The following is an 18,817-nucleotide window of genomic DNA, read 5'->3' on the forward strand; positions in this document are numbered from 1 at the left end:
GACCAGGCCCGACAGATGGCCGAATGGCCCGAGTGTTTCCCGGCCGTACTCGCCGTGAGAAGGGTGCTCCGACTCTGCCCGCCGCTACCGTGAGCTCGACGGTGTATTTGTCCTGCTCGAACCAGGTGGGGACGGATCCATGGATGAAGGAGAGCGGAGCAGTGCCGCCGGTCAGCTGGGCAGGCTCCGGCTGGACGAGCTGCTCGACGAGCTTCAGGTACGCATCGACGCGGTGCGAAGTACCCGAGACCGCCTGCACAGCCTGCTCGAAGCGGTGCTCTCGGTGGGGCGTGAGTTGGATCTGCCGCAGGTGCTGCGGGGGATCGTCGAGGCCGCGGTGGTGCTCGTGGATGCCGAGTACGGGGCACTCGGTGTGATCGGGCAGGGCGAGAAGCTGTCGGAGTTCCTGCCGGTGGGGATCGACGACGAGTTGCGGGCCCAGATCGGTGATCTGCCGTCCGGGCACGGCCTGTTGGGCGAACTGATCCGGCATCCCGACGCACTCCGGCTGGCGGAACTGTCCGAGCACCCGGCGTCGTCGGGCTTTCCGGCGCACCATCCGCCGATGCATTCCTTCCTGGGTGTCCCGATCCGCGTACGGGACGAGGTGTTCGGCAATCTCTACCTGACCGAGAAGCGCGGGGGAGCCGAATTCGACGAAGAGGACGAGTCGGTGCTTGCCACCCTGGCGGTGGCGGCCGGGGTGGCCATCGAGAACGCCCGGCTCTACGCGGAAGCCCGGCTGCGGGAGCAATGGCTCGCGGCCAGCGCCGAGTTCACCGCCGGACTGCTGTCCGGCATGCCCGAGGCGCGGGTGCTGGAAGTGATGGTCGAGCGGGCCAAGGAGATCACCTCGGCCGAATTGGGCCTCGTCGACCTGGTGGAGGAGGGCTCGGACGAGCTGCGCGGCGTCCTTGCGCTGGGGAAGCGGGCCGAGGCGCACCGAGGCCTGCGAGTGCCGCGTGCGGGGACGCTGGCGGGGGTCGCGCTGACCGAGCAGGGGCTCGTCACGGCGGAGGACGTCAGCAGCGATCCGAGGGTGACCTACCAGCCCGAACGGTGGAAGGGGATGGGGCCGGCCGTCGCGGTGCCGATGGGAGAGCGCGGCGTGCTGCTTCTCGCGCGTGGGCCCGGACGGCCGCCGTTCAGCAGCGAGGAGACGGCTCCGCTGCCCGGGTTCGCGGGACAGGCGGCGCTCGCACTGGAACTGGCCGACCGGCGGCGTGACGCCGAGCAGGTCAGCCTGTTGGAGGACCGGGACCGGATCGCCCGGGACCTGCACGACCTCGCCATTCAGAGGCTGTTCGCGACCGGCATGACGCTGCAGAGCGCGCTGCGGTTCGTCGACCATCCGGAGGCGGGCGAACGGCTGGCTCGGGCGGTGGACGACCTCGACGAGACCATCAAGATCATCCGCTCGACCATCTTCGGGCTGCGGGCGCACGAGGCTAAGGAACCCGGTGCCGGGCTGCGGGTGCGGGCGGTGCGGGTGGTGGAGAGGGCTGTGACCGCCCTCGGATTCACGCCGTCGCTTCGGATGGAGGGACTGCTCGACACCGACGTTCCACGGGCGCTGGCGGACGAGGCGCTCGCCGTTCTCGGCGAGGCACTGACCAACACGGCCCGTCATGCGCGGGCTTCGCGGGCCGACGTCTCCCTGGTGGTGCGCAAGGGGGCGCTGACGGTCGGTGTCGTGGACAATGGCGTCGGCATCGCCGAGGGCGGACGGCGCAGCGGGCTCAGCAACCTCGCCGAACGTGCGCAGCTACTGGGCGGGGAGCTCACCTTGGGGGCGGGGCCCGAGGGCGGCACACGGTTGGAGTGGGAGGTCCCGCTGTCCGGGCTGAAGTGATGGGGCGGGGTCAACGCCCGTCGTCGGCAGGCCGGTTGAACTGCGTGGCGAGTACCGCTGCCTGAATACGGCGTTCCACCCCGAGTTTGGCCAGCAGCCGGGAGATGTGGTTCTTCACGGTCTTCTCGGAGAGGTAGAGCCGCTGGCCGATCTGCCGGTTGGTCATGCCCTCGCCGATGAGGGCGAGGATTTCACGTTCGCGCTCCGACAGCCCCGCCAGCCGGGGGTCTTCGTTCGTGGCCTCCTTGTCCGGTCCGCGCAGACTGCTCATCAGGCGGGCGGTGGTGGCCGGGTCGAGCATGGACTGGCCGGACGCCACTGTCCGTACGGCCTCGATCAGGTCGGAGCCCTTGATCAGTTTGAGGACGTAGCCGGCTGCCCCCGCCATGATGGCGTCGAGCAGGGCGTCGTCGTCGTCGAACGACGTCAGCATCAGACAGGCCAGTTCCGGCACCCTGGAGCGCAGCTCGCGGCAGACGGTGATGCCGTCGCTGTCGGGCAGGCGGATGTCGAGGATGGCGACGTCCGGGCGCAGCGCGGGGCCGCGGACCAGCGCCTGTTCACTCGTGCCGGCCTCGCCGACCACTTCGATGTCGGGCTCGGCGTCGAGCAGATCGTGCACTCCGCGGCGCACGACCTCGTGGTCGTCGAGAAGGAAGACCCGGATCGGGTGCTGCGGAGAGAAGGTCCGTGCGTCGCTCACGTCGATGTCCCCTGACTGTCGGTGGCCCCGGCTTGAGAGTGCCCGTTGTGCGGGCCGGTGCGACAGGGGCCGAACGGCCCCATTGATCGCCCCTCAGCAGATGCGTGGCAGTTGCTCACCCAGCGGCATGTCCACCACCCGCCGGGCGCCGACCAGCGTGCGCAGGACGACCCGGCCCGCAGGAACTGCGGCTACTTCTCCGATCTGTACGGCCCCGGAGCCCTCGGGCAGTGAGCGCATCGCGGCGAGCACCTCGTCGGCGGTCTCGGGCGAGACGAAGGCCACCAGACAGCCCTCGTTGGCGACGATCAGGGGATCCAGGCCGAGGAGATCGCAGGCCGCGGCGACCACGGGCGGCACCGGCAGCGCGCTCTCCTCGATCTCCACGCCGATCGACGAGTCCCGGGCGATCTCGTTGAGCGAGGCGGCGAGACCGCCGCGGGTGGGGTCGCGCAGCGTGTGGACGTGGGTGCCGTACGGGGCGAGGGCGGCGACGAGCCGGTGCAGGGGGCGGGTGTCGGAGGCGATCTCCGCCTCGAAGCCGAGCCCCTCGCGGGTGGAGAGCACAGCGGTGCCGTGCAGACCGATGGGCCCGGACAGCAACACCGCGTCGCCCGCGCGGCCGCGTGATGCGGAAGGGCTGAGGCCGTGGATGCGGCGGCCGATGCCGGTCGTGTTGAGGAACAGCCGGTCGGCCGCGCCGTGCCCCACCACCTTGGTGTCACCCGTGAGGAAGGGCACGCCCACCTCGCGCGCGGCCTTGCCCGCCGAGCCGAGCAGGGAGCGCAGTTCGGCCAGGGGCAGCCCTTCCTCGGCGATCACGGAGAGGGTGAGGGCGACGGGAAGCGCGCCGCGCATCGCAAGGTCGTTGACCGTCCCATGGACGGCGAGCGAGCCGATGTCGCCACCGGGGAAGGTGAGCGGACTGACCACGAACGAGTCCGTGGTGACGGCGAGTTCGGGCACTCCCGGCAGGAGTGCCGCGTCCTCCAGGGGGCCGGCGGGCGGCCCGCCCAGCGCGGGAAGGACCAGTGCTTCCAGGAGTTCGGCGGTGAGCCGGCCGCCCGCGCCGTGGCCCATCAGCAGCACTTCGTCCTCGCGATGGGGGACGGGGCAGTTCGGCGTCGTCATGCCGGGTTCCTCCTCGTACGGCCTGCGGAGTGGAAGGCGGCGCACGTGCCCTCCGTCGACACCATCGGGGCACCCAGCGGCGTGCGAGGGGTGCAGCGTCCGCCGTACGCGGTGCAGTCAGTGGGCAGCCGCGCGCCGGTCAGGACGGCGCCCGCGATGCACTCGGGGTCCTCGGTCGAATGGAGCGTGTCGACCCGGAAGCGGCGTGCCGCGTCGAACTGCACGTATGTGGGGGCGAGTTCGAGTCCGCTGGCGGGCAGCGTGCCGACCCCGCGCCAGGCCCGGTCGGTGATTCGAAAGACGTCGGTGATGATGGACTGCGCCTCGGTGTTGCCGACGCGGTGTACGGCACGCGCGTACTGGTTCTCGACCTCGGACCGGCCCTCTTCGAGCTGCCGTACGGCCATCAGGATGCCCTCCAGGAGGTCGAGCGGCTCGAAGCCGGTGACCACGATCGGTACGCGGTACCGGTCCGCGATGGGCTCGTACTCCCGCCAGCCCATCACCGCGCACACGTGTCCGGCGGCGAGGAACGCCTCCACTTCGCAGTCGGGCGAGTCGAGCAGCGCCGTCATCGCGGGCGGCACGAGGACGTGGCTGACCAGCATCGAGAAGTTCGCGAGACCCAGGTGCGCGGCGTGCCGCACCGCCAGCGCGTTGGCGGGGGCGGTGGTCTCGAACCCGACGGCGAGGAACACCACTTCGTGATCGGGGTGCGCCTCGGCGATGCGTACCGCGTCCATGGGGGAGTAGACCACCCGCACGTCGCAGCCCCGGGCCCGCAGCGCGAGGAGGTCGGTCCGCGTGCCGGGGACGCGCAGCATGTCGCCGAAGCTGGTCAGGATCACACCGGGCCGCGCGGCGATGGCCATCGCCCGGTCGAGGGTCTCCAGCGGGGTGACACATACCGGGCAGCCGGGGCCGTGGATCATGCGGATTCCGGCGGGCAGGAGTTCGTCGATGCCCTGCCGCACGAGCGTGTGGGTCTGGCCGCCGCACACCTCCATGATGTGCCAGGGGTGTGCGGCGGTGCGGCGCAGCTCGTCCAGGAGTTGCCGGGCGAGCACAGGATCGCGGTACTCGTCGAGATACTTCATCGCGGCGGTGCGGCCGGTGCGGTGAGGTCCATGCGCACGTCCACGACCCCTTCGACCGCGTGGGCCAGCCTGACGGCCACGGGTGCCAGGGCCCGGTCGCGCATCGGTCCGCTGAAGGTGACCATGCCGTCCTGCACGGAGGCGGTCACCGACTGGCTGGGGAAGAGCACCGCGACGACCGTGCGGTTCACCTCGGCGGCGAGCTCGGCGTCGGGGCGCAGGAACACCTTGAGCAGATCGCTCCGGCTCACCACGCCCTCAAGGATGCCGACCCGGTCGACGACGGGCAGCCGCTTCACCTTGCGCAGAGCCATGATCCGGGCGGCCTGGGCGAGCGTGGTGTCGGCATGCACCGAGATGGCCGGAGCGGACATCAACTCGCCCGCCGTCACAGCTCCGGCCTTGGCCACGTCGGACAGCCGGTGCAGTGGCAGGAGGCCCGGGTCGCTGTCGCGGAACTCCTCCTTTGGCAGCAGGTCGGCCTCGGAGACGACCCCGATCACCCGGCCCTCACCCTCCAGCACGGGCACGGAGCTGACCCTCCACTGCCTCATCAGCTCGACGATCTCCTTGAACGCGGCATCGCGGCCGATGGAGACGACGGTATGGGTCATCACGTCGCTCACGGTGTGCGGAGAACTGATCATGGCGGGCCTCCTCGTGGACTCAGATGCTGTGAGTGCGCTCGACGGTGAGGTCGAGGAAGTGGGTGGAACAGGAGATGCACGGGTCGTGATTGCGGATCGCGCGCTCGCAGAGGGCGGTCAACTCGGCGTCGTCCGGGTCGAGTTGAGTGATCGCCTCCTGCGTCATACGCCGGAGGTCGGCCTCGATGGCACCCTGGTTCTGCGCGGTGGGCGGAACGAGCCGAGCGTCGGTCACCGTGCCTTCGGCGTCGAGGGCGTACCGGTGGTAGAGGAGTCCGCGCGGGGCCTCGGTGGCGCCGTGGCCCGTGGCAGCCATCGGAGGGACATCCGCGTACGGGTGCTCCGGCGGCTGGTACGTCCCGATGATCCGCAGCGCCTCGTCGACCGCATAGACCACCTCGACGGCCCGGACGAGAATCGAGCGGTAGGGATTGCGGCAGACGGCACCTTCGTACGGGTCGCCGAGCCCGGCCGTGCGGGCGGCCTCCACCGCGGTGCGAGACAGCCAACGGCCGCTGATCGCGAACCGGGCCAGGGAACCGGTGAGATGGCAGCGCCCGTCGAGCGTCGAGTACAGGGCGGTGGAGTGCGGCAGGTGCTCCTCGCGAACCCGGTCCAGGAAGGTGTGGAGCGGGAAGGTGGTCAGAGTTCCGTCGGGCCGCAGGACGGCGGGGATGCCGGCCTCTATGGCGTACGTCCCAGGTGCTGCCAGCGCGAAGAGATCGGCGTCCGTCTCGGCGTCCGGGAAGTCGAATCCGGCCACCCAGCGGACCGTCTCCCAGGCATCATCGAGTGCCCTCTTCAACTGGGCGTGTAGGGGCTTCAGTTCGGTGGTGGTCGGGACGCGGTGGAAGCCGCCGACGCGGACGTTGACGGGGTGGATCGCGCGACCCCCGAGGAGTTCGAGGATCGCGTTGCCCGCCTGTTTCAGCCGAAGGCCGCGCTCGACGTGACCGCGTGCCGTACGGGCGAGCTCGATGGCGCTGCCGCAGCCGAGGAAGTCGGGGGCGTGGAGCAGGTAGATGTGCAGCGTCTGGCTCTCGATCCACTCGCCGCAGTACAGCAGTCGGCGTAGCTCCCGGACCGCCGGGTCGACCGTCACGCCGCAGGCGTCCTCGATGGCCGCGCAGGCGCTCATCTGGTAGGCGACCGGGCAGATCCCGCACACCCGGGCCGTTATGTCCGGTGGCTCGGCGTGTGCGCGGCCGCGCAGGAATGCCTCGAAGAAGCGCGGCGGTTCGTAGATCTGGAGCCGTGCCTGGGTGACCGTTCCGTCGTGGACGCTCAGGTGCAGGGCGCCTTCGCCTTCGACGCGGGAGAGCGAGCCGACGTGCAGGACACGGGAACCTCGGTGGGTCACGACCGGGCCTCCTTGTCGAACGCCGCCACGTTGAACGTGCGCAGGAAGCGTTCCGAGTCCCGCTCATCCATGCCGTCGCGGTGTAGCAGCGGGATGAGGGCGGGCAGGTTGGTGGAGCCCGACGGGCCGAAGCAGCCGTAGCAACCCCGCCCGTACGAGGGGCAGATCGCTCCGCAGCCCGCGTGAGTGACGGGACCGAGGCAGGGGGTGCCATGGGCGACGGTGACGCAGACCGTGCCCCGCCGCTTGCACTCGAAACAGACGCTGTTGTTGGGGACGCCGGGCTTGCGGCCGCTGAGGAACGCGGTGATCACTTCCAGGAGCTGGCGGCGGTCTATCGGGCAGCCGCGCAGCTCGAAGTCGACATCGACGTGGTCGGAGACCGGGGTGGAGGTGGCGAGTGTGTCGATGTAGTCGGGGCGGGCGTAGACGGTGCGTCGGTACTCGTCGACATCGGCGAAGTTGTGCAGCGCCTGGATGCCGCCGGCGGTCGCGCAGGCCCCGATCGTCACCAGGCGGCGGGCGGAGTCGCGGATCGTACGGATCCGTTCGGCATCGCCGGGTGTGGTGACCGAGCCTTCGACGAGCGCGAGATCGTAGGGCCCCGGGCGCACGGTGCTGGAGGCTTCCAGGAAGTGCGCGATCTCCACCTGCCCGGCGAGGGCCAGGAGTTCGTCCTCGCAGTCGAGGAGGGTCAGCTGGCAGCCGTCGCAGGAGGCGAGCTTGAACACCGCGAGGGTGGGGATCCCGGGCATCTCACAACTCCCTTGTGTAGAGCAGGGGTTCAGCACACTGCCAGTCGACCACCGGACCGTCCCGGCAGAGCAGCAAGGGGCCGAGCTGGCAGTGCCCGCAGTTACCGGTCGCGCAGCGCATGTTGCGTTCGAGCGAGACCCTGATGCGATCGGGGGGCACGCCGCGGTGCGCCAGGTCGCGGGCCGTCGCGCGGATCATCGGTTCGGGGCCGCAGACGAACGCCGTGGTGTTGGCGGGCGTGCAGTGGGCCTGGTTCAGCAGTTTGGTGACGACTCCGATCCGCCCGGCCCAGTGGTCGTCCGGCCGGTCGACCGTCACGCCGGTGAACGCCGTCGGCCACTGCCCGGTCTCGTTCTTCGCCATCAGATCCGCGGGAGTGCGTGCGCCGATCAGCACATTGAGATGGCCGTACCGTCCGGCGTCCGCGACCGCGTCCCGGATGAGTGGGCGCAGCGGGGCCAGTCCGATGCCGCCGGCGACGACGAGCAGGTCCTGGCCGACGGCCTTGTCCAGCTCCCACCCCGTCCCGTACGGACCGCGCAGCCCCAGCACGTCGCCGACCCGCGCGGCGTACAGCCCGTCGGAGACGGCGCCCACGCTGCGTACCGTGTGCGCGAGTCCGCCGGTGGTGGGGATCGAACTGGCCGAGATCGGTATCTCACCTCGCCCGAACACCCACACCATGGCGAACTGGCCCGGGACGAAGACGGGCAGCGGCTCGCCCACCGGCTCCAGACGGAGCGTGACCGTGTCGGGGGTCTCCGGCCAGCGGGCCACCACCCGGTACGGAACCGGTACGGCAGTCATCCCCCCGCCCCGGCCCCGCTGCCGTAGGGCGCGTACAGGTCGAGTAGGCGGATGCGCGCGGCGTGCAGCCGATGGGCGAGGACCCGGCCGACCCAGTGGCTGACCGTCGCGCCGAGCGCCGGGTCGTTCTCGCACATCATGCGTACCGCCAGGGCGTCGAACTCGTGCGCCCGCACGGGGCTCCGGGCCTCGGCCCCCAACTGCCAGAGATACGGCGGGAACAGCCAGGACCAGCCGACCAGTTCGCCGTGGCCGAGGGTCTCGATCACGGGAGAGCGGCGGCCCGGCACGTGCATGTCGAGGCCGACCGTCCCCGTGCGGACGATCCAGAACCGGTCGGCGTGACCTCCCTCCTCGAAGATCCGGGTACCGGCCGGGAAGGCCACTTCGCGGGCGATCCGCATCAGCCGCTCGCGGTGCTCGGCCGGTAGGGAGACCCACATGGTTGTCGAGGTGCTCATCGCTCGGTCTCCTCCTTGAGAGCGGTGACCTCTTCGGTGATGTCGATACCGACAGGGCACCAGACGATGCAGCGGCCGCAGCCGACGCATCCAGAACTGTTGAACTGGTCGTGCCAGGTGCCGAGTTTGTGGGTCAGCCACTGGCGGTAGCGGCTGCGGGAGGAGGCGCGCACCGGCCCGCCGTGGAGGTGGGAGAAGTCGAGGTCGAAGCAGGAGTCCCAGCGCTGCCAGCGCTCGGCGTGGTCGCCGGTGAGGTCGGTGACCTCCTCGGTGGTGGTGCAGAAGCAAGTGGGGCAGACCATCGTGCAGTTGCCGCAGGTCAGGCAGCGGGAGGCGACGTCGTCCCAGCGCTCGGCCTCCAGGCTCGCGCCCATCAGGGCGTGCAGGTCCACCGGGGGCATGGAGCGCCCCATCTTGTCGACGGCTCCGGCTACGGCCTCCCGGGCGGCGCCGGTGGTGGCGGCGTCTGCCTCCCGCCTTGGCAGCGCGTCGAGGAGCGTGGCGCCCTCCTCGCTGCCGACCCGCACGAGGAAGCGGTGTCCCGTGTCGTCGACGACTTCGGTGAGCGCGAGATCGAAACCGGAATCCGCCCCGGGACCGGTGCCCATCGACACACAGAAACAGGTGGCGCCCGGCTCGGTGCACTCGACGGCTATGAGGAACGCCCCCCTCCGGCGTTCCGCGTAGCCGGTGTCCTGGAAGTGGCCGCCTGACAGCACCCGGTCCTGGATCGCGATGGCTCGCAGATCGCAGGGCCGGACCCCCAGGAACGCGTACGAGGGCGGGAGCGGGCGCTCGGCCCGCACGGTCACCTCCCCTTCCGCCGACCGGTCCGCGCTCCACAGCTTCTCCCGCTGGGGATGGAGGAAGTTCTTCCAGGACTGGGGGCCCGCGGAGTGCGCGAAGGCGGCTCCGTCCTCGCGGCGGCGCAGCCGGTAGCGTCCGGCCTCCAGCTCCACGCCCCAGCCGTAGGGGAGTTGCTCGGCGGAGTCGAGCTCGGCGAGCACGATCGCGCCGTCGCGCACGGTGGGGCCCACGACGGTGCGGCCGCCGGCCACCAGTGCCGCGACCAGCGCCTCAAGGCCCTGCCGGTCGAGGACCGCCGTGGCTCCGATGCTGGTCATCTGCATCCTCCTTCGTCCAGCGGCGTTCGCCGCGTCCAGCTTCGAGGAGAAGCGGGCGTCGGGGCAGGGGCCGACCGGCCCTGTCGTGGGCCGGGCGGACCGACTCAGTGGTTGCGCAGATCCCATTGGGGACCGGTCACGGCCCAGTCTTGCTCCCACTCGGCCATGCGGTGACGGTTGGCCGTTGACCGGAAGGTCAGCCAGAGGCCCCCGACCGCCAGTCCGGCAGCGGTCGTTGCGACGCCCCCGACCCCCATGGCCTGTGCCCAGCTGTCACTGCTGCTCCGCGGGGCGGTGGTGGTCCTGTCGTGGGCGTCCACCCAGATCTCGGCGGGGCTGCCGCTCCTGGTGCCCTCCGGCAACTTCACCTTGCCCGTCACGGTCCGGCCGTCCGCGGTCGTCCAGCGCACGGCCACGGGGGAGACCTGGCGGGCTGCGACTCCGTCGGTCGACGCCGGAGCGGTGGGGACGTCCTCCAGTACGGTGGCCCGGACGAGGTGGCGCGAAGCGCGCTGCTGGGCGGCTGTCGCCTGCGCCTGGTCATAGATGGTCAGCCCGGCCAGCGAACCGGCCAGCGGTGCGCCGATGAACAGCGCGCTGCCCAGCACGAGTCCGGTCCATGCCTCGATCGTGTCCGACCTGCGGCGCAGCGGATTGCGGCGCCACCGCCACCGCCGCACTTTCGTCCTACTCTGTACGTTCTTCACGGCGCCGCACCTCCTCGCCCGCGAGTTCGCCGGCGATCCCCGACGCCCACGCGGCGATCTGCTCGAAGTCGCGGAAGTCTCCGCCCTTGCCGGACTTGACGATCATCCGGGCGATCCGGCCGTTCGCGGTGTCGTCCAGGCGGCCGCCGAAGGTCGTGTGCCCCCTGGCACCCAGACGGTCCGCGACGCGGCGCACTCCGGGTACGGGAGGAATGTCCCGCTCTGCGGCCGACGGGTCCAGCGGCCCACTGCTGAACAGCCAGAGCGAACGGTCCTTCAGCGCGCTGCGGTGGCGGCGCGCGAAGCGCCGCGCGTCCCGGTGCCAGCGGTTCGCGTAGAGCCCACCGCCGATGACCACCGCACTGTAAGGGCTGATGTCCCGCACATCGGCCGCCCGCCGAACGTCGACCACGAGTCCCTCCTTGCGGAGGACGTCGCCGATCGACTGGGCGATCTCTTGAGTGGAGCCGTACTTCGCGCCGTACACGACGAGCGCGAGCTCCGCCATCGCAGCTCACCTGTCCTTTCCCGAAGGCTTGGTGTCTTGAAGGACCGCGAGCCGCCTGCGGTACTCCTCGTCGTCGATCTCGCCGCGGGCGAAGCGTTCGGCGAGCAGTTGCTCCGCAGCCGGGGTCCGGTTGCGATGCATGTCGCTGCCCCTGCGGAACAGGGCGATCGCGACCGCGGCCACCAGCACCATGAGGACCAGCAGGGTCAGACCCGCGGCCGTGTAGCCCCAGCCGTCCATGCCCATGTCGTTCCAGTAGTGACGCATGGCTCATCCCTTCACAGCTTGCGCAGCCATTCCTCGGTGACGCCGTGCAGGGCCTGTTCGGTGGGGTGAATGCGGGAGTCGTCCAGGTGGTAGGTGAGTTTGTCGAGCACTGCTACGACCCCGTCGACCTGGCGCGTCATGTTCACCGCGATCGGTACTTCGCTGCGGCGCTCCAGCTTCCCGTCGAGGGTCACGACGCCGTCCGCCACGGAGACCGTGATGGTCCGCGGTGACAGCCACAGGGTGTTGACCAGTACCTCGGCGATCACCTCGCGGCGGATCTCGTCGTCCGTGCGGAGGAAGATCTGGAGCAGGTCGCGGCGGGTGACGATGCCGACCAGGCGGTCCTCCTCGTCGAGTACGGGCAGTCGCTCCACCTTGTGCCGGGCCATGGAGCGGGCGGCCTCGGCGATGGTGTTCTCGGCGTGGACGCAGACGGGCGGCTGCGACATCAGCTGCCCTGCCGTACGGGCCTGGGCCCTGGCCTGAGTCCTGCCGGCCGCGGGGCTCATCCGGGGCGGCCAGAAACGGTGCCTGCGCGCGCTCGGCCGGGGTGCTTCGGCCTCGCGGACCAGGAGATCCGTCTCGGAGATCACCCCGATCACGTTGTCGTCGGCGTCGACCACCGGCAGGCCGCTGATGCGGTGCTGGGCGAGGAGCTGGGCCACCTCCTTGAAGGGGGTGGCGAAGCGGGCGGTGACCACCTCGGTGGTCATCACGGAGCCGACCTTGCTGTGCTTCATCTCTGTCTCCTCCTCAGCGCAGCCGCCGCAGATAGGGGTTGTCGGCCTTGCGCGGCAGCAGCCGTACGCGGACGTCGAGTGCGGTGACACCGCCGGGCCGGGCCAGTACGGGGTTGAAGTCGGCCTCGGCCAGCTGGGGAAGATCGCAGGCCATCCGCGAAAGACGCAGCAGCACCTGTTCGAGGCCTTCGAGGTCGACCGGTCCGTTGCCGCCCTGCCCGAACAGCAGCGGGGCGCAGCGCGGGGCCGTGATCAGGTCGTGCACGTCGAGATCGGTGAGCGGGGCGAGGCACGCGGCCTGGTCTGCCAGCACCTCGGTGGCCGTGCCGCCGAGACCGAACAGGACCAGCGGGCCGAAGACTTCGTCCTGGACGACCCCGGCGAAGAGCTCGATGCCGCGCTCGGCGAGCGGCTGGACGACGACGCCGGTCAGCAGGCCGGCGAACCGGGTCTCGAAGTCCCGGTAGGCGGCGCGTACTTGTGCATCGCCGCGCAGATCGAGATGGACCGCGTACTGCTCGGTCTTGTGCAGCAGGCCCGGCCAGTGGGCCTTGAGGACGGTCAGGCCGTCCGGCCCCTTGAGCCGCTCAGCGGCGAAGACCGCGTCGTCCTCCGTCTCGGCCCAGGCCCAGGGGAGTTGAGGGATGTCGTAGCAGGAGAGCAGGGCCGCGCACTCGCGCGGCGCGAGCCAGCCACCGTCGGGGTGGTCGGCCAGGAACGTGTCGACGAGGGCCCGTGCGGTGTCGGTTTCGATTCCGTCGAGTTCCCGGACAGTGCCGGGCGGCCTGGCCAGCCAGCGGCCGCGGTCAACGGCGTGGGCCAGCGCGCGGGCCGCGGACTGCGGGTCGGCGTAGGCGGGGACCGCGCCGTCGTCCTCGGTGGGCAGCAGTTTGACGGGCAGGTCCTGGCCGAGGCGTACCGCGGCGACCGTTCGGGTGCGGCGCCCGGGGGCACGGCAAAGGGCCCGGGCGAGGTCGTCGCCGGTCGCCGCGGCGACCGCGGTGGGAACGAGTACGACCAGGACGGCGTCGATGCCGGGGTGCCTGACGAGGCGGTCCACGCACTGGCTGAGCTGGTCCTCGGAGACGGCTGCGGTGGTGTCGACGGGGTTCCCCGCGGTCGCTCCCTCGGGGAGAGCCGCCAGCAGGTCGCCCGTCATGTCGGCGCCGAGTGGGGGAAGGACGAGTCCGGCTTCGGCACAGGCGTCCGCCGCCAGTACGCCCGCGCCTCCCGCGTTGGTCACGACGGCGACACGGTTCCCGGCCGGAAGAGGCTGGGCGTGCAACAGGGCCGCGGCTTCGAGGAGTTCGGCGATCGTGCGGGTGGCGGTGATGCCGGCCTGGGTGAACAGGGCCTGGCGGGTCATGGTCCGGGTCGCGGCCGCCGCGGTGTGCGAGGCGGCAGCACGTCGGCCTGTTTCCGTGCGGCCCGCGTCCACGGTGAGCACCGGCATCCGCCGGGTCACCCGGCGAGCGGTTCGGGAGAAGGCGCGTGGATTGCCGAAGGACTCCAGGTGGAGCAGGGCCAGGTCGGTCCGGCCGTCCGACTCCCACCACTGGAGCATGTCGTTGCCGCTGACGTCGTACTTGTCGCCGAGCGAGGCGAAGCTGGAGATGCCGATGCCCAGGCGGGACAAGCCGTCGAGCAGGGCGATTCCGACGCCGCCGGACTGTACCGCGACACCGGCTGTGCCCGGTCGCGGATGCCTTGCGGCGAACGTCGCGTCGAGGGAGAGGTCCTTGTCGGTGTTGGAGATCCCCAGACAGTTGGGCCCGACGAGCCGCATGCCGTACGTCCGGCAGGCGGTGAGCAGCGCGTCCGCCTGTGTGGCGTCGAGCCCGGCGGAGACGACGACCAGCGCGCGCACCCCCAGCTTGCCGCACTCTTCGGCGGTGGCGGGCAGCGCGGCGGCGGGCACCGCGAGGACCACGAGATCAGGAATGCGGGGCAGTGAGCCGATCGAGGGGTATGCGGGTACTCCCAGGACCGAGGTGACGCTCGGATTGACTGCGAAGAGCCGATGGGTGAAGCCGCCGGTGCGGAGGTTGTGCAGGATCGCGCGTCCGACCGAGCCGGGCTTGCGGCCCACGCCGATCACGGCGACCGACTCCGGGCGCAGCAGCGGCCGCAGGCTCGCCACATCGGCGGTCCGGCCGCGCTCCTCGACAGCCGAGAGGTAGGTCTCGTCCTGGTCGAGCAGCACGGTGCAGCGCACCTCGGGCCCTTCGAAGTGGCGGGCCGCGCGCAGGCCGAGGTCGGCGAACACCTTCAGCATCTCGTGGTTCTCGGCGAGGGCATCGGCCGTGAACGCGGTGACCGAGGCCTCCCGCGCGGCGGACACCAGGTGTTCGAGGAGCAGAGTGCCGATTCCGAGGTGGTGGTGCCCGTCCGCGACGGCGATCCCGATGTCGGCGGTGCCCGGCGCCTCGATGACCTCGTACTCGGCGAGCCCGATCACCTGCCCGGCCGCCTCGGCGATGAGGGCCCGGTGGCCGGGTTCGGCCGGTCGACAGCAGCGGTCGGCGGCCTGCCGTGCGGAGCTGCGGGCGATCGAGAAGAACCGCAGGCGCAGATTCTCGGGCGACATCTCCTCGAACATCCGCAGCACCTGGGCGTGGTCGCCGGGCCGTGCCGGCCGTATCCGTACCGTCGTGCCGTCGGTCAGCAGCGCGTGCACCGGCCGTCCGGTGGGCTCGTTGTCGGTCATCTCGGCTCCCTCTTCCGCCAGTTGACATACGCAGCATCCGCCGGGTGCCTGCCCCGCCCCAGAGGCCGCCGGGGGCAAGGACAGGGGCCGACCGGCCCCCTCTGGGGAGTCAGCCGGTCCCGGGCAGCGGCTCGCCGAGCTCGCCCTCCACCGCCCCAGCCATGGCGCGCAGGACCTCCAGAGTCCGGCGGGCCTCGGCCTCGTCCACCTCGGTGATCGCGAAACCGACGTGCACGATGACGTACGTACCGACGGACGCGGTGGGAGTGCAGGCGAGGCAGACCTCGCGCCGCACGCCGCCGAAATCGACGGTCGCCATGCGCAGCCCGGCGTCTTCGTGGATCTCCGTCACCCTGCCGGGTATGCCTAGACACACGGCCCTCACTCCTTCGCGAGCCGGGCGGCGGCGATCGCGGCCTGCCCGTAGCTGATGCCGCCGTCGCCCACCGGTACGGCGCTGGGGACCAGGACCCGCAGGCCTTGCGCGCGCAGTCGCCGTCTGATCTCGGTGAGCAGCCGGCGGTTGACGAAGCAGCCGCCCGCCAGGCATACGGTGCGCGGGGCACCGTCCGCGACGGCGCGGCCGACGAGTTCGGCGGTCGCGATCGCCACGGTGAGGTGGAAGGCGGCGGCGAGAAGGCTCGTCGGCTCGCCCGTGGCACGGCGCCGTGCAGGTAGCCCAGGGCCATCCTCGACGGATGGCGGACGGCTGCTTCCCCGCCCGGCAGCGGCGCCGTGGCGAAGCGGCCTGCCCGCCGGTAGTCCGTCAGGTCGCCGACGAGGATCTCGCCGCCCCACAAAGTGCCGTCGTCGCCGAGGCCGAGGCCGTCGTAGGCGACTCCCGTGAAGGGCGCGCGCAGTCCGTGTTCGGCGGCGCAGGCGGCGAGGTGGGCGTGATGGTGCTGGACCGGGACGCAGGGGAGGGGCTGGGACCGGGCCCACTGGGTGGAGAGGTAGCCGGGGTGCAGATCGTGTGCGACGGCCTGCGGCTCCAGGCCGGTGAGGCGCTTGAGGTCGAGGTACGCCTGGGCGAAGGCGTCCAGGGTGCGTGCGTCCGCCAAGTCGCCGGTGTGGGGGCTGAGATGGACCCGGGGGCCGGCCGCGAGCGCGAAGGTGTGCTTGAGCTGCGCGCCGACCGCGACGAGCGGAACCGTGGCGGGCCGGGGCAGCGGCATCGGGGCGGGAGCGAGGCCGCGTGCCCGGCGCACGGTGATCACGGTCCGGCCCACAGCCTGCACCACCGAGTCGTCGTACCGTGCGCGGATCGGCCGGTCGTGGACCAGGAAACCGTCCGCGATGCCATCCAGTTGGAGCCGGGCCTCCGCGTCGTCCGTCGCGATCGGCTCGTCGGCGATGTTGCCGCTGGTGACGACGAGGGGACGCGCCAGGTCGTGGAGCAGGAGGTGGTGCAGGCCCGTGGTGGGGAGCAACAGCCCGACCCGGGGCGTGCCGGGGTGGACGGCGCGGGAGACGGGGGAGGGAACGCGGGCATGGAGCAGCACCACGGGACGGACGGGAGAGTCGAGGAGCCGCCGCTCCGTCTTCCACGCCGAGGCCAACTGCCGTGCTGCCCCGATGTCTTGGGCCATCACGGCGAACGGCTTGGACGGGCGGCGTTTACGGCGGCGCAGCTCGGCCACGCAGGCATGCTCGGTCGCGTCGCACACGAGTTGGTAGCCGCCGAGGCCCTTGACGGCGACGATGCCGCCCCTGCGGATCGCCGCGACCGCCGCTCCCAGCGCCGCCTCTGCCACCTGCCCGTTCCAGGAGAGCTGCGGCCCGCAGGAGTGACAGGCGAGCGGCTCCGCGTGAAAGCGCCGGTCGGCAGGGTCACGGTATTCATCGGCGCAGGCGGAACAGAGCCGGAAGTCGCGCATCGTGGTTCGGGCCCGGTCGTAGGGGAGGTCTTCGATCACCGTGGCGCGCGGCCCGCAGTTGGTGCAGTGGATGAACGGATAGCGGTAGCGGCGGTCACCTGGGTTGAACAGTTCTTGGAGGCAGCCGGCGCAGGTCGCGGCGTCGGGCGGGATCTCGCGCGCCGCCGTGCCGTTCAGGCCGGGGGAACTGGGGCGGACGGCGAATCCGGAGCCCGGGGCGGGCGGGTGCGCGGAGGCCGCGGAGAGCAGCACCTGCCGCACGCGGGCGAGCACGGGCGCATCGGCGCCGAGCCGTCGGCCGAACCGCGCCACCGCGTCCGAGCGCCCGGCCACGGCTCCCTCGACGTGTCCACCGGTGTTGGCCACCCATCCGTCCAGGCCGAGCCCGGTGGCGAGCCGGTGCACGTAGGGTCGGAAACCGACGCCCTGGATGGTGCCGAGGACGGTGAACCGGAGTGCTGACCGTTCCGGCATGGCTCTCACCTCAACTTCGGGCTGCGGCGTCGCGGTGCCGGGTGACTTCGGCTTCGACGTCCTCGGCCAGCGGTTCGACCACGGCCCCGACCGGTTCCGAGAGCCCGGCGCCGAGGGAACTGTCGGCGCCCTCCACCGCGTACACGATCAGCCGCCCGGGCAACCGGCCCAGCACGCGGGCGAGTTCGACGGCCTCACCGAGGCCGAGGCCGTGGGAACTCGTCGTGGGGCGCCGCAGCCGTCCGGCGTCGAGTTCGAGCCGGTGCACCAGGCCGGGGCGGGCCGGATGGGCGTGCGCGGCGTCCACGACGACCGCGAGGTCGGCGCCTTCCCAGAGCCCTATGAGCCGCACGGGGTCGCCGTCGCACGTGGCCAGGACGGTGCCCGCGGGAAAGGGGCGGCTCGCGGCCCGCTGCCGCAGCAGTTCGATCACCGCCCAGCCCACTCCGTCGTCACGTCGGAAGTCGTTGCCGACTCCGATGACGGCGATGCGCGTACGGATGGTCATCGCTTCCCCTTCCGTCGATCTGCTCCCACCTTGCGGAGCCCGCGCGCGGACCGGCAGGGGCCGAACGTCCCCCTCTGGGGCCGGTTCGCCCCTCCCCGTCAGCCCCTGGCAGTGGAAACGTCCCCTATGACACGCGCCCCGGACGTGGGCGAACCCGGAAGGACTGGAAGGGGTGGCACTGTGGACAAGCCGGTGATCGTCGGTGTGGACGGCTCGGATCCGAGCCTGCGAGCCCTTGACTGGGCGACGGACGAGGCGGCCCTGCACGGCCTGCCCCTGTGTGTTGTCCACTCACAGGCCTGGGGATGGTACGAGGGCTACGGCCCGACGTTCACCACCGACCGGAGTGCCCTTCGGGTGTACGGGGAGAACGTCGTCGGGTCGGCCGTGGAGCGGGCCGGTCGCCGTGCCGCGGCGGTGAAGGCGTATGGGGAACTGGTCATCGAGGACCCCGCCGCCGTACTGACCAGGATGAGTCGCGAGGCCTTCGCGGTCGTGGTGGGCGGGCTGGGAGCGGGCGGCATCGCCGGACTGCCGCTGGGCTCGGTCAGCCTCGCGGTCGCCGCCCGCGCACAGTCTCCGGTGATCGTCGTTCGCGGCGACGAGCGGCACCTGCGCCGTGCCTTCGGCCGGATCGCAGTCGGCATCGACGAGCCCGAACAGGCCCGTCGCGCAGTGGAGTTCGCACTGCGGGAAGCGGAGTCGCATGGCGCCGTACTGGATGCCGTGCACGCCTGGCGCTGCCCGGCCCGGGAGGCCGCCGACCATCCGGACCACCGCTCCGACGTCGAGCGGCACCGTGCGCTGGCGGAGGGCGCGCTGGCCGCAGCCCTGCGGCCGGCCGCCCGGGTGGAGGGCGTGGTGGAAGTGCGGCCGCAGGTGGTCGAAGGCCACGCGCGCAAGGCACTCCTGGACGCGGCGCTCGCGTCCGACCTGCTCGTGGTCGGGGCCCACCGTCGCAAGAGCCACCTTGGAATGCAGCTCGGCCCGGTCAACCACGCCGTACTCCACCAAGCGGCCTGCCCGGTGGCCGTGGTGCCGCACACGTAAGCGGCCCCGTGCGCGCACCGCCGGAGCGCGGCACCCGG

At 71.5% G+C, this 18,817-nt stretch carries 19 protein-coding genes and 1 pseudogene; 2 read left to right on the forward strand and 18 right to left on the reverse strand.

Annotation, left to right across the window (positions count from 1 at the left end; translation table 11 throughout):
* Positions 1–139 precede the first annotated feature (139 nt).
* Positions 140–1,852, forward strand: coding sequence for a GAF domain-containing protein (locus OHA17_RS36490; protein WP_406510061.1), 1,713 nt, complete (start codon positions 140–142; stop codon positions 1,850–1,852).
* A 10-nt stretch (positions 1,853–1,862) separates the two neighbouring features.
* Here OHA17_RS36490 and OHA17_RS36495 read toward each other — a convergent pair whose 3' ends face one another.
* The 18 genes and pseudogenes from OHA17_RS36495 to OHA17_RS36580 form a co-directional block, all read right to left on the reverse strand.
* Entirely contained in the window at positions 1,863–2,555 is a 693-nt protein-coding gene (locus OHA17_RS36495; RefSeq protein ID WP_406510062.1) for a response regulator, read from the reverse strand.
* A 93-nt stretch (positions 2,556–2,648) separates the two neighbouring features.
* The gene (gene hypE, locus OHA17_RS36500) at positions 2,649–3,686 is read right to left on the reverse strand and encodes a hydrogenase expression/formation protein HypE (protein ID WP_406510063.1); all 1,038 of its coding nucleotides are present in this window, start codon (positions 3,684–3,686) and stop codon (positions 2,649–2,651) included.
* Positions 3,683–4,783 carry a hydrogenase formation protein HypD gene (hypD, locus tag OHA17_RS36505; protein WP_406510064.1) on the reverse strand — a complete coding sequence of 367 codons (1,101 nt, stop codon included), beginning with the start codon at positions 4,781–4,783 and terminating at the stop codon, positions 3,683–3,685. The genes hypE and hypD overlap by 4 nt, the downstream gene beginning before the upstream one ends.
* Positions 4,780–5,430 carry a CBS domain-containing protein gene (locus OHA17_RS36510; RefSeq protein WP_406510065.1) on the reverse strand — a complete coding sequence of 217 codons (651 nt, stop codon included), beginning with the start codon at positions 5,428–5,430 and terminating at the stop codon, positions 4,780–4,782. Before OHA17_RS36510 ends, hypD begins: the two co-directional genes overlap by 4 nt.
* A gap of 19 nt (positions 5,431–5,449) precedes the next feature.
* Positions 5,450–6,790 carry a Ni/Fe hydrogenase subunit alpha gene (locus OHA17_RS36515; RefSeq protein WP_406510066.1) on the reverse strand — a complete coding sequence of 447 codons (1,341 nt, stop codon included), beginning with the start codon at positions 6,788–6,790 and terminating at the stop codon, positions 5,450–5,452.
* Positions 6,787–7,545: an oxidoreductase gene (locus OHA17_RS36520; protein ID WP_406510067.1), complete on the reverse strand. Its 759-nt coding sequence runs from the start codon at positions 7,543–7,545 to the stop codon at positions 6,787–6,789. The genes OHA17_RS36515 and OHA17_RS36520 overlap by 4 nt, the downstream gene beginning before the upstream one ends.
* Before the next feature lies 1 nt (position 7,546).
* Positions 7,547–8,353, reverse strand: a complete 807-nt coding sequence (locus tag OHA17_RS36525; RefSeq protein WP_406510068.1) for an FAD/NAD(P)-binding protein — start codon at positions 8,351–8,353, stop codon at positions 7,547–7,549.
* Entirely contained in the window at positions 8,350–8,814 is a 465-nt protein-coding gene (locus tag OHA17_RS36530; RefSeq protein WP_406510069.1) for a cyclic nucleotide-binding domain-containing protein, read from the reverse strand. Before OHA17_RS36530 ends, OHA17_RS36525 begins: the two co-directional genes overlap by 4 nt.
* Entirely contained in the window at positions 8,811–9,938 is a 1,128-nt protein-coding gene (locus OHA17_RS36535) for a 4Fe-4S dicluster domain-containing protein (protein ID WP_406510070.1), read from the reverse strand. The genes OHA17_RS36530 and OHA17_RS36535 overlap by 4 nt, the downstream gene beginning before the upstream one ends.
* Before the next feature lie 104 nt (positions 9,939–10,042).
* Positions 10,043–10,645 (reverse strand): hypothetical protein, encoded by a 603-nt coding sequence (locus OHA17_RS36540; RefSeq protein ID WP_406510071.1) that lies wholly within the window; start codon positions 10,643–10,645, stop codon positions 10,043–10,045.
* Complete coding sequence (locus OHA17_RS36545) at positions 10,626–11,153, reverse strand: flavodoxin domain-containing protein (RefSeq protein ID WP_406510072.1); 528 nt, start codon at positions 11,151–11,153, stop codon at positions 10,626–10,628. Before OHA17_RS36545 ends, OHA17_RS36540 begins: the two co-directional genes overlap by 20 nt.
* A gap of 6 nt (positions 11,154–11,159) precedes the next feature.
* Positions 11,160–11,420 (reverse strand): SHOCT domain-containing protein, encoded by a 261-nt coding sequence (locus tag OHA17_RS36550; RefSeq protein ID WP_406510073.1) that lies wholly within the window; start codon positions 11,418–11,420, stop codon positions 11,160–11,162.
* 11 nt (positions 11,421–11,431) lie between these two features.
* Positions 11,432–12,163 (reverse strand): CBS domain-containing protein, encoded by a 732-nt coding sequence (locus OHA17_RS36555; protein WP_406510074.1) that lies wholly within the window; start codon positions 12,161–12,163, stop codon positions 11,432–11,434.
* A 13-nt stretch (positions 12,164–12,176) separates the two neighbouring features.
* On the reverse strand, positions 12,177–14,870 hold the full coding sequence (locus tag OHA17_RS36560; protein ID WP_406510075.1) for a GNAT family N-acetyltransferase: 2,694 nt from the start codon (positions 14,868–14,870) through the stop codon (positions 12,177–12,179).
* A gap of 109 nt (positions 14,871–14,979) precedes the next feature.
* Entirely contained in the window at positions 14,980–15,246 is a 267-nt protein-coding gene (locus tag OHA17_RS36565) for a HypC/HybG/HupF family hydrogenase formation chaperone (protein ID WP_053725299.1), read from the reverse strand.
* A gap of 5 nt (positions 15,247–15,251) precedes the next feature.
* Positions 15,252–15,482, reverse strand: coding sequence for a hypothetical protein (locus OHA17_RS36570; RefSeq protein WP_406510076.1), 231 nt, complete (start codon positions 15,480–15,482; stop codon positions 15,252–15,254).
* Positions 15,483–15,589: 107 nt separating this feature from the next.
* Positions 15,590–17,221: pseudogene (gene hypF, locus OHA17_RS36575) on the reverse strand (carbamoyltransferase HypF); the annotation flags it as partial.
* Between the two features lie 10 nt (positions 17,222–17,231).
* Entirely contained in the window at positions 17,232–17,729 is a 498-nt protein-coding gene (locus OHA17_RS36580) for a hydrogenase maturation protease (protein ID WP_406510077.1), read from the reverse strand.
* Between the two features lie 180 nt (positions 17,730–17,909).
* On the opposite strand from OHA17_RS36580, the gene OHA17_RS36585 reads away from it, so the two are divergent.
* Positions 17,910–18,779, forward strand: coding sequence for a universal stress protein (locus tag OHA17_RS36585; protein WP_406510078.1), 870 nt, complete (start codon positions 17,910–17,912; stop codon positions 18,777–18,779).
* The last annotated feature ends 38 nt before the right edge of the window (positions 18,780–18,817 follow it).

This window comes from Streptomyces sp. NBC_00212, assembly GCF_045206365.1.
In the GTDB taxonomy this organism is placed as follows: domain Bacteria; phylum Actinomycetota; class Actinomycetes; order Streptomycetales; family Streptomycetaceae; genus Streptomyces.